We start from the raw sequence: 11,776 nt of genomic DNA, 5'->3' as shown, positions 1-11,776 counted from the left end.
CTGCCCCCGCACCGGAAATGGGGTTGGGAAAGGGGTCAGATCCCTTTGCGATGCAAAGGGATCCGACCCCGTCCTGCCTTCAGCGCCTGACCTTGCGCAGCGACACCACCAGCGCCCACAGCGCCAGCAGCACGAACCACACGCCCGACCACATCGGCATGGTCAGGCCCAGGAACGTCCAGTCGATGTTGCCGCAGTTGCCGGTACCGGTCAGCACCGTGCGGAACACTTCCAGCGGCCCCATGGTCTCACTCAGGAAGGCCAGCGGCGGGCCACAGGTGGAACCCATTTCCGGCGGCAGCATCTGCACGTAGACGTGGCGCGCGGCGATGCCGACACCTACTGCCGCGGCAATGAAGGCCAGCACGCCATAGGTCGCGCGTCCCGGGCGGTTGGACGGACCATGCAGTGCACCGATCAGGAACAGCAGGCCCAGCGCGGCGAACGCCAGGCGCTGGAAGATGCACAACGGACACGGCTCCAGGCCCATCTTCAGCTGCAGGAAGATGGCGTAGCCAAGCAGGCCCGCGCAGATCAGGAAGCCCAGGAAGAACTGGGCGCGGAAGGGCCAGCGCAGTGGATTCATCGTCAACGCTCGAATGGATCAGGCGCCAAGCGTAACCGAGAGTGCGCGCCATTCGAACCGCTACAGGTGACGCCTGTCGGAACGGTGCGGGTCAGATCCCTTTGCGAATGCAAAGGGCTCTGACCCGCGGTACTGCCTGCATGGGGTCAGAGCCCGTGCCTGCGGCACGGGATCCGACCCCGCAGAAACGCAAAAGCCCGGCGGAGGCCGGGCTTTCGCTGTGTCGCGTTGGAGCGGTCCGATTACTCGGCCACTTCCTCGGCCACAACCGGACGGTCGACCAGTTCGACGTAGGCCATCGGCGCGTTGTCGCCGGCGCGGAAGCCGCACTTCAGCAGGCGCAGGTAGCCGCCCGGACGGTTCGCGTAGCGCGGGCCCAGGATGGTGAACAGGTTGCCCACGGCTTCGTTGTCGCGCAGGCGGGCGAAGGCCAGACGGCGGTTGGCGACGGAGTCGACCTTGGCCAGGGTGATCAGCGGCTCGGCAACGCGGCGCAGTTCCTTGGCCTTCGGCAGGGTGGTCTTGATCAGCTCGTGCTTGAACAGCGAGGCAGCCATGTTCTTGAACATCGCTTCGCGGTGGGCGCTGGTGCGGCTGAACTTACGGCCAGACTTCTGGTGACGCATGGTGATATTCCTTGGTTAATGATGAGGCTGTGTGGATCGTTGTCGCCATCCTGGCGTTGCTGCGCGGACTGCGGTTGGTCCTGGCCATCCATCCTGGACGACCTGCCCGCGAACCTTGGGTTCGTCGTGGCATGTTGTGTTGCGTTGAAGGCTCCACCGCGAACGGTGGAGCCCTCAGGCATTACCGATATCAGCCCAGCATGCCGTGGCTGGCGACGCCGGCCGGCGGCCAGTTCTCCAGCTTCATGCCGAGCGACAGGCCGCGCTGAGCCAGCACTTCCTTGATCTCGGTGAGCGACTTCTTGCCCAGGTTCGGGGTCTTCAGCAGCTCCACTTCGGTCTTCTGGATCAGATCGCCGATGTAGTAGATGCTTTCAGCCTTCAGGCAGTTGGCCGAACGCACGGTCAGCTCCAGATCGTCGATCGGGCGCAGCAGCACCGGATCCACGCCGTTGTTGGCCGGCTTGGCCGCACCGCGGTCGCGGTGGGTGAAGTCACCGAACACCGACAGCTGGTCGCTGAGGATGTCGGCGGCGGTGCGCACGGCTTCCTCGGCATCGATGGTGCCGTTGGTCTCGATATCGATGACCAGCTTGTCCAGGTCGGTACGCTGTTCGACGCGGGCCGCTTCCACGGCATAGGCGACGCGGCGGACCGGCGAGAACGAGGCATCCAGGACCAGGCGGCCGATGGCACGGGTTTCTTCGTCCGGACGACGACGCGCGGCAGCCGGCTGGTAGCCGAAACCACGTTCGATCTTCAGACGCATGTTGACTGCCGTGTCCTTGGTCAGGTGGCAGATCACATGGTCGCCGTTCAGGATCTCCACATTGTGGTCGACCTTGATGTCGGCAGCGGTGACAACGCCCGGGCCCTGCTTGGACAGGGACAGGGTGGCGCTGTCGCCGGAGTGCATACGGATGGCCACGTCCTTGAGGTTCAGCAGGACTTCGAGCACGTCCTCCTGCAGACCTTCGACCGTGGTGTACTCATGCAACACGCCGTCGATTTCGACTTCCGTGATGGCGAAGCCCGGGATGGACGACAGCAGCACGCGACGCAGGGCATTACCCAGCGTATGCCCGTAACCCCGCTCCAAAGGTTCGATAACGACCTTTGCACGGGTGTCGGTAAGGCGTTCGATCTGCGGACCGCGAGGACGCAGAACCTGGTTGGCGGTAACCGTCATGTTGCGGGTTCTCCTAGTGAACCCCCGGCCGTCGCCGGGGGCTCTCCAATGTGAATTACTTCGAATACAGCTCGACGATCAGCGCTTCGTTGATGTCCGCAGGCAGATCCGAACGATCCGGAACAGCCTTGAAGATACCGGTGAACTTGCCGGAATCCACTTCAACCCACGACGGGCTCAGGTCATGCTGGGCGGCGACGGTCAGGGCTTCCTGGACGCGCAGCTGCTTGGCAGCCTTTTCAGACAGGGCGATGGCGTCGCCAGCCTTGACCTGGTACGAAGCCAGGTTGACCGACTTGCCATTCACGGTGACGCCGCGGTGCGACACCAGCTGACGGGCAGCCGGACGGGTCACGGCGAAGCCCATGCGGTAGACGACGTTGTCCAGGCGGGTTTCCAGCAGCTGCAGCAGGTTCTCGCCGGTGTTGCCCTTCTTGGTCGAGGCCTTCTTGTAGTAGTTGCGGAACTGACGCTCCAGCAGGCCGTAGATACGCTTGACCTTCTGCTTTTCACGCAGCTGGGTAGCGTAGTCGGACAGCTTGCCCTTGCGGGCAGTGGCGCCGTGCTGGCCGGGCTTCTGCTCCAGCTTGCACTTGGAGTCCAGCGCACGCGCCGGGCTCTTCAGGGACAGGTCGGCGCCTTCGCGACGGGCGAGCTTACAGGTAGGACCGATATAACGAGCCATTTCTTATCGCTCCCTTTAGACGCGACGCTTCTTCGGCGGACGGCACCCGTTGTGCGGGATAGGCGTCACGTCGATGATGTTGGTGATCTTGTAGCCGACGTTGTTCAACGAACGCACGGCCGACTCACGGCCCGGACCCGGGCCCTTGATGCGGACTTCCAGCGACTTCACGCCGTAGTCCAGCGCAGCGCGACCGGCCTTTTCAGCAGCCACCTGGGCAGCGAACGGGGTCGACTTGCGCGAACCGCGGAAGCCAGCGCCACCGGAGGTCGCCCACGACAGAGCGTTGCCCTGGCGGTCGGTGATGGTGACGATGGTGTTGTTGAACGAAGCGTGGACGTGGGCAACGCCGTCGGTGACGACGCGCTTGATCTTCTTCTTGGTCTTAGCAGCGGGCTTAGCCATTTCTCAGTCCCTTACTTCTTGATCGCCTTGCGCGGACCCTTGCGGGTGCGGGCGTTGGTACGGGTGCGCTGGCCACGCAGCGGGAGGCCACGACGGTGACGCAGGCCGCGGTAGCAGCCCAGGTCCATCAGGCGCTTGATCGCGATGCCGATTTCACGGCGCAGATCGCCTTCCACGATGTACTTGCCGACTTCGGCGCGCAGGCGCTCGATTTCCGGCTCCGACAGATCGCGGATCTTGGTGGTCGAAGCAACGCCTGCGACTTCGCAGACCTTCTTCGAACGGGTACGGCCGATGCCGTAAATGCTTTGCAACCCGACCCAGACGTGCTTCTGGGCTGGCAGGTTGACGCCTGCAATACGCGCCATGACGCGGTTCTCCAGCTGAGTGATGGCCGACAGCGCGCCTCGGGCACGCCAATCCGGCAGGATGGATCAAAAAAGTGAACTAGCGATACTAACAAGGTTCCGGTTTACATGGAAGCCCGTGAAACCATTGGTTTCATGAACCCGGCCTGGGGAGTGTGCCCAGGCTCCGGCGCCGGATGGGGTTGGACCTGGGGTTCCCCCGGGGCCGCCCACGCTACTCCAGCGCGGGACCACCTCATCACACCCCCACCCGGAACCGCTGCGGGGGCCGCCCTTCGTTTGTGTGGCCGGAGTCCGCGAAGCGGAGGGACCATCACGTCAGGAAGACGAAAGTATAACAGGCCAATCAGCCGCGGGCAAAACCGCCGCGGTTGCCGCCCTTCAGGTTGGCCTTCTTCAGCAGGCTCTCGTACTGGTGGGACATCAGGTGCGCCTGCACCTGGGCGATGAAGTCCATCACCACCACCACCACGATCAGCAGCGAAGTACCGCCGAAGTAGAACGAGGCGTTCAGCTGCGTGCGCATCAGTTCCGGCAGCAGGCAGACAATCACCAGGTAGGCCGAACCCGCTGCGGTCAGGCGGGTCAGCACGCCGTCGATGTAGTCGGCGGTGGCCTTGCCCGGACGGATGCCCGGAATCAGCGCGCCGGACTTCTTCAGGTTGTCGGCGGTTTCCTGCGAGTTGAACACCAGCGCGGTGTAGAAGAACGCAAAGCCGGTGATCAGTGCGGCGAACACGATCATGTGCAGCGGTTCGCCCGGGCCCAGGGCATTGGCGACCTTCTGCAGAACCTGGCCGAAGCTGCTCTGGTTGGCCGCCTGGCCGGACCACATGGCCAGGGTGGCCGGGAAGGCCAGCAGGCTCGAGGCGAAGATCGCCGGGATGACGCCGGCCATGTTGAGCTTCAGCGGCAGGAACGAGGTCTGGTTCATGTACGCGTTGCGACCGCCCTGGCGGCGCGCGTAGTTGACCGTGATCCGGCGCTGGCCACGCTCGACGAACACCACGAAGAAGGTGAAGGCGAGCACGACGATGGCGATCAGCAGCAGCTGGATGAACTGGATGTTGCCGTCGCGGTAGGCGTCGAAGGTGTGGATGACCGCACCCGGCAGGCCGGCGACGATACCGGCGAAGATGATCAGCGACACGCCGTTGCCGATGCCGCGCTCGGTGACCTGCTCACCGACCCACATCAGGAACATGGTGCCGGCGGTCAGCGCGACCACGGCGGTGAGCACGAAGCCCATGCCCGGTGCGTACACGACCGGTGCGCCCGACGGCGAGACCTGGCCCTGCAGGGCCAGCGCGATCGAGCCGCCCTGCACCACTGCCAGCAGCACGGCGCCGATGCGCGAATACTGGGTGATCTTGCGGCGGCCGGACTCACCTTCCTTCTGCATCGCCTTCAGGGCGGGGAAGATGTGCACGGCCAGCTGCATCACGATCGATGCCGAGATGTACGGCATCACGTTCAGCGCGAAGATGCTGAAACGGTGCAGGGCGCCGCCCGAGAACATGTTGAACATGTCCACGATGCCGCCGCCCTGCTGTTGCATCATGGCAAGCATGGCATCGGGATTGACGCCCGGCACCGGCACGTAGCAGCCGATGCGATAGACGATCAAAGCCCCGACGACGAACAGCAAACGTTGGCGAAGTTCAGTGAACTTGCCCATTCCGCCCGCGAGGTTACCGATGCCAGCTTGCGCCATGATTTTCTTACTCCGTTACGCTGCCGCCGGCAGCTTCGATCGCGGCCTTGGCACCAGCCGTGGCAGCAATACCCTTCAGGGTGAACGCCTTGGTCACTTCGCCCTTGACGACGACCTTGGCCTTCTTGGCAGTGCTCGGGACCAGCTTGGCAGCACGCAGGGCGGCGAAGTCGATCTCACCGGCCGGCAGCTTGTCCAGCGCGTACAGCAGCACTTCAGCGGTGTCCTTGGCGATCGGCGAACGGAAGCCGATCTTCGGCAGACGACGCTGCATGGGGGTCTGGCCGCCTTCGAAGCCAGCCTTGATCTTGCCGCCACCCTTGCGGGCGAACGAACCCTTGTGGCCGCGGCCGGCAGTCTTGCCCAGGCCCGAGCCGATACCGCGACCGACGCGGGTACGCTCGGTGCGGGCGCCCGGTGCCGGGCTCAGTTCATTGAGACGCAGAGTCATGGTCGATTACTCCTCAACCTGGACGAGGTACTGAACCTTGTTGATCAGGCCGCGCACCTGCGGGCTGTCCTTCAGTTCACGCACATCGTTGAGCTTGTTCAGGCCCAGGGCACGCACCGACAGGCGGTGACGCGACTGGGTGCCACGCAGGCCACGCACCAGGCGGACCTTGACAGTCTTGTTGGACTCATTAGCCATGGTTGAGTTCCTCCACCTTCTTGCCGCGCTTGGCCGCGATGCGGGCCGGCGACTGCGCAGCAGACAGGCCCTTCACGGTGGCACGCACCAGGTTGATCGGGTTGCGCGAACCGGTGGCCTTGGCCAGCACGTTCTTCACGCCAACGGCTTCCAGCACGGCGCGCATGGCACCGCCGGCGATCACACCGGTACCTTCCGAAGCCGGCTGCATGAACACGCGGGCTGCGCCGTGACCATCCTTGATGGTGTGCCACAGGGTGCCGTTGTTCAGGTCAACGCTGACCAGGTTCTTGCGGGCCTGTTCCATCGACTTCTGGATGGCGACCGGCACTTCGCGGGCCTTGCCATAACCGAAACCGACCTTGCCTTCGCCGTCGCCGACAACGGTCAGGGCGGTGAAGGTGAACTGGCGGCCACCCTTGACGGTCTTGCTGACGCGGTTGACCGCGACCAGCTTTTCGATCATGCCGTCGTCGATCTTCTCTTCGCGGTTACGGTCGCGATCGCGACCCCGCTGCTGACGCTCTTCTGCCATGTTGATTCCTTGGTTGTTTGGGTATGTACGGCTCGAGGCCGCTTATGGTTGTGGAATGTCGCGTTGTTCCGGTGAACCACTGCAGAAGAGTGGCGCCGTCCCGCCTCACTCAGGCGGGCGAGCAGGCGGGCAGGAGACCACAGGTCCCCTGCCCTTATCCCTTAGAACTGCAGGCCGGCTTCGCGGGCGGCTTCTGCCAGGGCCTTGATGCGGCCGTGGTAGCGGTAGCCCGAACGATCGAAGGCAACCTTCTCGACGCCGGCGGCCTTGGCGCGCTCAGCGACGATACGGCCGACCTTGGCGGCGGCGTCGGCGTTCTTGCCGTTCTTCAGGCCTTCCTTGACGTCGGTCTGGGTGGTGTTGGCGGCAGCCAGCACCTTGGAACCGTCGGCGGTGAAGACCTGGGCGTACAGGTGCTGGCCGGTGCGCAGCACCGACAGGCGGGCGACGCCGAGCTCACGGATGTGGGCGCGGGTCGACTTGGCGCGACGCAGGCGGGCGATGTTCTTGTTCATTTTGATTATTCCTTGAAAGCTGAAGGAAGAGCTTTTCCCTGAGAAGTCCGCACAGGGATGTGCGGGCTCTTGCGAGGGACTCGCGCTTATGCCTTCTTGGCTTCCTTACGGATGATGACTTCGTCGGAGTACTTCACGCCCTTGCCCTTGTACGGCTCCGGCTTGCGGAACGCACGGATCTTGGCGGCAACTTCACCGACGACCTGCTTGTCAGCGCCCTGGACCAGGATCTCGGTCTGGGTCGGAGTGGTGATGGTGATGCCTTCCGGCGCCACGAACACGACCGGGTGCGAGAAGCCCAGGGACAGGCTCAGGTCCTTGCCCTGCATGGCAGCGCGGTAACCCACGCCGACCAGCTCCAGCTTGCGCTCGAAGCCTTCGGACACGCCCTTGACCATGTTGGACAGGATCGCACGCACGGTACCGGTCAGTGCGACCAGCTCGGCGTTCTCGGTGCTCAGGGTGGCAACGCCGTTGTCGACGTTGATGGCAATACCGGCCGGCTTGGCCAGCGACAGGGTACCCTTCGGGCCCTTGGCGGTGACGCTGTCCGACTGGACGTTCAGTTCAACCTTACCCAGGGTAATCGGCTTCTTGGCTACGCGGGACATAGTTCTACTCCTTTCGCCTTAGGCCACGAAGCACAGGACTTCGCCGCCGACGCCCAGCTGGCGCGCCTGCGCATCAGTCATGATGCCCTTGGAGGTGGAAATGATGGAGATACCCAGGCCGTTCATGACCTTCGGCAGCTCGCTCTTGCCGCGGTACTGGCGCAGGCCCGAACGCGAGAAGCGCTTCAGGGTCGCGATGACCGGCTTGCCTTCGAAATACTTCAGCACGATTTCCAGCTCGGACTTGTTGTTTTCCAGCTGGGTCACGCGCAGGTCGGTGATGTAACCCTCGTCCTTCAGGACCTGGGCGATCGCAACCTTGATCTTGGACGACGGGGCCTTCACCGTCTGCTTGCCTACCGCGGCCGCATTCTTGATGCGGACCAGCAGGTCGGCGATGGGATCAGTCATGCTCATATGAGTACCTTTGAGTGCACCGATATCCGCTTTCGCGAAAATCTGTTGTCTCCTGGAAACGGGCCAGGTCCCTTGATGCAGCGGGCCGGAAGCCCACTCCTACGACCCCGTTTGCGCAGGGCAAGACGCGGGAGTATACGCCAAAAGAGCCCGGCTTGCGCCGGGCTCTTCGGTTTTTTTGCGTCGGGAAAGCTGAATGCCTCCCCTGCCCGGTTCAGGAACCCCCGAAGGGGCTCCTGATCGCAGGGCCGGCTGGGATTACCAGCTGGCCTTGCGCAGACCCGGGACGTCGCCACGCATGGTGGCTTCACGCAGCTTGTTACGGCCCAGGCCGAACTTGCTGTAGACGCCACGCGGACGACCCGACAGCTCGCAACGGTTGCGCTGGCGGCTCGGCGACGAATCGCGCGGCAGCTTGGCCAGCTTGGTTGCGGCGTCGATCTTCTCTTCGTAGGTCGCGTCCACGGAGGACACGATCTTCTTCAGAGCCGCACGCTTTTCAGCGTACTTCTTTGCCAGCTTTTCCCGCTTGATGTCGCGGTTGACCATGGAGGTCTTTGCCATTTCGGTTTCCTCGACAGATCAGTTACGGAACGGGAACTTGAACGCTGCCAGCAGCGCCTTCGCTTCCGCGTCGGTCTTCGCAGTGGTGGTGATGGCGATATCCATACCGCGGATCGCGTCGACGGCGTCGAAGTCGATTTCCGGGAAGATGATCTGCTCCTTCACACCCATGTTGAAGTTGCCGCGGCCGTCGAAGGAACGACCGGAAACACCACGGAAGTCGCGCACGCGCGGCAGCGAGATGTTGATCAGGCGATCCAGGAACTCGTACATCTTGTGGCGACGCAGCGTGGTCTTGCAGCCGATCGGCCAACCATCGCGGATCTTGAACGACGCAACCGACACGCGCGACTTGGTGACAACCGGCTTCTGGCCGGAAATCTTGGTCATGTCGCCGACGGCGTTTTCCAGGATCTTCTTGTTGGTGGCCGCTTCGCCGACACCCATGTTCAGGGTGACCTTGACCAGCTTCGGCACTTCCATCGGATTGGTGTAGCCGAACTGCTTCATCAGCGCCGGCACCACTTCGTCCTTGTAGAACTTTTCGAGACGGGAACTCATCTTCTCATTCCTCAGGCGTCGAGCGCCTCACCGCTGGAGCGGAACACACGCAGTTTGCGTCCATCCTCCAGCACCTTGAAGCCAACGCGTTCGCCCTTGCCCGAAGCCGGGTTCAGAACATTCACGTTGGAGATATGGATCGAAGCTTCGCGCTCGACCACGCCGCCGGCAACACCTGCCTGCGGGTTCGGCTTGGTGTGGCGCTTGACGATGTTCACGTTGGCGACGACCACACGGTCGCCATCGACGCGGACGACTTCGCCCTGCTTGCCCTTGTCCTTGCCAGCGTTGACGACAACCTGGTCGCCCTTCTTGATACGGTTAGCCATGATTATCTCCTGTCGCTCACAGCACTTCGGGAGCGAGCGAGACGATCTTCATGAACTTCTCCGAACGAAGTTCACGAGTCACCGGCCCGAAGATACGGGTACCGATCGGCTCCTGCTTGCTGTTCAGCAGAACGGCAGCGTTGCCGTCGAAGCGGATCAGCGAGCCGTCGGCGCGACGCACACCCTTGCGGGTACGCACCACGACGGCGTCATACACTTCACCCTTCTTGACCTTGCCGCGCGGAATCGCATCCTTCACGGTGACCTTGATGATGTCGCCGATGCCGGCGTAACGGCGCTTGGAACCACCCAGCACCTTGAAGCACATCACCTGCTTGGCACCCGAATTGTCCGCGACGTCAAGGTAGCTCTGCATCTGGATCATGATTCAGACTCCTTATTCAGCCGCACGCGTGATGACTTCCACCACGCGCCAGTTCTTGGTCTTGGACATCGGAGCAATCTCGGTCACGCGGACGACATCGCCTTCCTTGCAGGCGTTGTCGGCATCGTGGGCGTGCAGCTTGGTCGAGCGCTTGATGTACTTGCCGTACAGCGCGTGCTTGACCTGACGCTCAACCAGGACGGTAACCGTCTTGTCCATCTTGTTGCTGACGACACGGCCTTCGACCGTGCGCAGCGTCTTCTTTTCAGTATTGTCGCTCATAGCGGCCATCCTTACTTCGTGCTGCCGAGCAGGGTCTTGACGCGAGCAATCTCGCGACGGACCCGGCGAATGTCGTGGGTCTTCGGCAGCTGGCCGGTGACCTGCTGCATACGGACAGAGAACTGTTCCTTACGCAGGTCGATCAGATGGGCCTTGAGTTCGTCAGCCGACTTTTCACGGAGAGTTTTGATATCCATCAGCGCACCGTACGGGTCACGAAAGTGGTGGTGACCGAGAGCTTGGCGGCGGCCAGGCGGAACGCCTCGCGAGCCACTTCCTCGGAAACACCCTCGATTTCATAGATCATGCGGCCGGGCTGGATCTGGGCCACCCAGTATTCCACGTTGCCCTTACCAGAACCCATTCGGACTTCGATGGGCTTCTTGGTGATGGGCTTGTCGGGGAACACGCGGATCCACATCTTGCCGCCGCGCTTGACGTAGCGGCTGATCGAGCGGCGGGCCGCTTCGATCTGACGCGCGGTCAGCTGACCGTGTGCGGTTGCCTTCAGGCCGTATTCGCCGAAGCTGACAGCGTTGGCGCTCCAGCTCAGGCCATCGTTACGGCCCTTGTGTACCTTGCGGTACTTGGTTCGCTTGGGTTGCAACATTGTCGTTACCTCGCTTCACGGGCCGGGCGCTGACGGTCACCACGGTCGCCGCGATCGTGACGATCGTTGCGCGACGGGGTGTCGTCCTGCTTTTCCTGGCCAACCTGGGAGAAATCGAAGACCTCGCCCTTGTAGATCCAGACCTTGATGCCGATGATGCCGTAGGTCGTCTTGGCTTCAGCGAAGCCATAGTCGATGTCGGCACGCAGGGTGTGCAGCGGCACGCGGCCTTCGCGGTACCACTCCGAACGGGCAATTTCTGCACCGTTGAGGCGGCCACCGACGTTGACCTTGATGCCCAGGGCACCCAGGCGCATCGCGTTGCCGACCGAGCGCTTCATTGCACGGCGGAACATGATGCGACGCTCCAGCTGCTGGGCGATCGACTCGGCAACGAGCTGCGCGTCCAGTTCCGGCTTGCGCACTTCGGTGACGTTGATGTGCGCCGGGACGCCCATCATCTCGCTCACTTCCTTGCGCAGCTTCTCGATGTCCTCACCGCGCTTGCCGATCACCACGCCCGGACGGGCGGTGTGGATCGTCACGCGAGCGGTCTTGGCCGGACGCTCGATCAGGATCTTGCTGATGCCGGCCTGAGCCAGCTTCTTGCGCAGCATTTCGCGCACTTTCAGGTCGGCTGCCAGGTAACCAGCGAACTCGGCCTTGTTGGCGTACCACTTGGAGTTCCAGTCCTTGGAAATGCCGAGGCGGATACCAATCGGATGAACTTTATGACCCATGGTCT

The 11,776-nt window shown here is 62.9% G+C and carries 21 protein-coding genes; all 21 read right to left on the bottom strand.

What is annotated here, in order from left to right:
* Positions 1-79 precede the first annotated feature (79 nt).
* Entirely contained in the window at positions 80-586 is a 507-nt protein-coding gene (locus AASM09_RS04205) for a disulfide bond formation protein B (RefSeq protein WP_049432774.1), read from the bottom strand.
* A gap of 242 nt (positions 587-828) precedes the next feature.
* Positions 829-1,212, bottom strand: a complete 384-nt coding sequence (rplQ, locus tag AASM09_RS04200; protein WP_005408217.1) for a 50S ribosomal protein L17 — start codon at positions 1,210-1,212, stop codon at positions 829-831.
* A gap of 190 nt (positions 1,213-1,402) precedes the next feature.
* Positions 1,403-2,401 carry a DNA-directed RNA polymerase subunit alpha gene (locus tag AASM09_RS04195; RefSeq protein ID WP_004145453.1) on the bottom strand — a complete coding sequence of 333 codons (999 nt, stop codon included), beginning with the start codon at positions 2,399-2,401 and terminating at the stop codon, positions 1,403-1,405.
* A 55-nt stretch (positions 2,402-2,456) separates the two neighbouring features.
* Positions 2,457-3,086, bottom strand: a complete 630-nt coding sequence (rpsD, locus tag AASM09_RS04190; protein ID WP_004145446.1) for a 30S ribosomal protein S4 — start codon at positions 3,084-3,086, stop codon at positions 2,457-2,459.
* 15 nt (positions 3,087-3,101) lie between these two features.
* Positions 3,102-3,491, bottom strand: a complete 390-nt coding sequence (gene rpsK, locus AASM09_RS04185; protein WP_004145443.1) for a 30S ribosomal protein S11 — start codon at positions 3,489-3,491, stop codon at positions 3,102-3,104.
* A gap of 11 nt (positions 3,492-3,502) precedes the next feature.
* Positions 3,503-3,859, bottom strand: coding sequence for a 30S ribosomal protein S13 (gene rpsM, locus AASM09_RS04180; protein ID WP_004154500.1), 357 nt, complete (start codon positions 3,857-3,859; stop codon positions 3,503-3,505).
* Positions 3,860-4,205: 346 nt separating this feature from the next.
* A complete protein-coding gene (secY, locus tag AASM09_RS04175; protein ID WP_005415420.1) occupies positions 4,206-5,573 on the bottom strand; it encodes a preprotein translocase subunit SecY in 1,368 nt (455 codons plus the stop codon).
* 7 nt (positions 5,574-5,580) lie between these two features.
* Complete coding sequence (rplO, locus tag AASM09_RS04170; RefSeq protein WP_004154498.1) at positions 5,581-6,024, bottom strand: 50S ribosomal protein L15; 444 nt, start codon at positions 6,022-6,024, stop codon at positions 5,581-5,583.
* A gap of 6 nt (positions 6,025-6,030) precedes the next feature.
* Entirely contained in the window at positions 6,031-6,222 is a 192-nt protein-coding gene (gene rpmD, locus AASM09_RS04165) for a 50S ribosomal protein L30 (protein WP_005408214.1), read from the bottom strand.
* On the bottom strand, positions 6,215-6,757 hold the full coding sequence (gene rpsE / locus AASM09_RS04160; RefSeq protein WP_005408213.1) for a 30S ribosomal protein S5: 543 nt from the start codon (positions 6,755-6,757) through the stop codon (positions 6,215-6,217). Before rpsE ends, rpmD begins: the two co-directional genes overlap by 8 nt.
* Positions 6,758-6,918: 161 nt before the next feature.
* Positions 6,919-7,278 carry a 50S ribosomal protein L18 gene (gene rplR, locus AASM09_RS04155; protein WP_169411773.1) on the bottom strand — a complete coding sequence of 120 codons (360 nt, stop codon included), beginning with the start codon at positions 7,276-7,278 and terminating at the stop codon, positions 6,919-6,921.
* A gap of 80 nt (positions 7,279-7,358) precedes the next feature.
* The gene (rplF, locus tag AASM09_RS04150) at positions 7,359-7,883 is read right to left on the bottom strand and encodes a 50S ribosomal protein L6 (RefSeq protein ID WP_014646052.1); all 525 of its coding nucleotides are present in this window, start codon (positions 7,881-7,883) and stop codon (positions 7,359-7,361) included.
* Positions 7,884-7,901: 18 nt separating this feature from the next.
* Positions 7,902-8,300 carry a 30S ribosomal protein S8 gene (rpsH, locus tag AASM09_RS04145; RefSeq protein ID WP_005408210.1) on the bottom strand — a complete coding sequence of 133 codons (399 nt, stop codon included), beginning with the start codon at positions 8,298-8,300 and terminating at the stop codon, positions 7,902-7,904.
* 258 nt (positions 8,301-8,558) lie between these two features.
* On the bottom strand, positions 8,559-8,864 hold the full coding sequence (gene rpsN / locus AASM09_RS04140; protein ID WP_005408209.1) for a 30S ribosomal protein S14: 306 nt from the start codon (positions 8,862-8,864) through the stop codon (positions 8,559-8,561).
* Positions 8,865-8,882: 18 nt separating this feature from the next.
* A complete protein-coding gene (rplE, locus tag AASM09_RS04135; RefSeq protein WP_004154491.1) occupies positions 8,883-9,425 on the bottom strand; it encodes a 50S ribosomal protein L5 in 543 nt (180 codons plus the stop codon).
* Positions 9,426-9,436: 11 nt separating this feature from the next.
* Positions 9,437-9,754, bottom strand: coding sequence for a 50S ribosomal protein L24 (gene rplX / locus AASM09_RS04130; protein WP_004154490.1), 318 nt, complete (start codon positions 9,752-9,754; stop codon positions 9,437-9,439).
* 16 nt (positions 9,755-9,770) lie between these two features.
* The gene (gene rplN / locus AASM09_RS04125; protein WP_004145357.1) at positions 9,771-10,139 is read right to left on the bottom strand and encodes a 50S ribosomal protein L14; all 369 of its coding nucleotides are present in this window, start codon (positions 10,137-10,139) and stop codon (positions 9,771-9,773) included.
* A gap of 12 nt (positions 10,140-10,151) precedes the next feature.
* Positions 10,152-10,421, bottom strand: a complete 270-nt coding sequence (gene rpsQ / locus AASM09_RS04120) for a 30S ribosomal protein S17 (protein ID WP_004154489.1) — start codon at positions 10,419-10,421, stop codon at positions 10,152-10,154.
* Between the two features lie 11 nt (positions 10,422-10,432).
* Complete coding sequence (gene rpmC / locus AASM09_RS04115) at positions 10,433-10,618, bottom strand: 50S ribosomal protein L29 (RefSeq protein ID WP_004154487.1); 186 nt, start codon at positions 10,616-10,618, stop codon at positions 10,433-10,435.
* On the bottom strand, positions 10,618-11,031 hold the full coding sequence (gene rplP, locus AASM09_RS04110; RefSeq protein WP_004154486.1) for a 50S ribosomal protein L16: 414 nt from the start codon (positions 11,029-11,031) through the stop codon (positions 10,618-10,620). The genes rpmC and rplP overlap by 1 nt, the downstream gene beginning before the upstream one ends.
* 5 nt (positions 11,032-11,036) lie before the next feature.
* Positions 11,037-11,771 (bottom strand): 30S ribosomal protein S3, encoded by a 735-nt coding sequence (rpsC, locus tag AASM09_RS04105; RefSeq protein WP_004145350.1) that lies wholly within the window; start codon positions 11,769-11,771, stop codon positions 11,037-11,039.
* Positions 11,772-11,776 lie beyond the last annotated feature (5 nt).

The organism is Stenotrophomonas maltophilia, assembly GCF_039555535.1.
In the GTDB taxonomy this organism is placed as follows: domain Bacteria; phylum Pseudomonadota; class Gammaproteobacteria; order Xanthomonadales; family Xanthomonadaceae; genus Stenotrophomonas; species Stenotrophomonas maltophilia_Q.
This window is presented reverse-complemented; position numbering and strand designations above follow the sequence as displayed.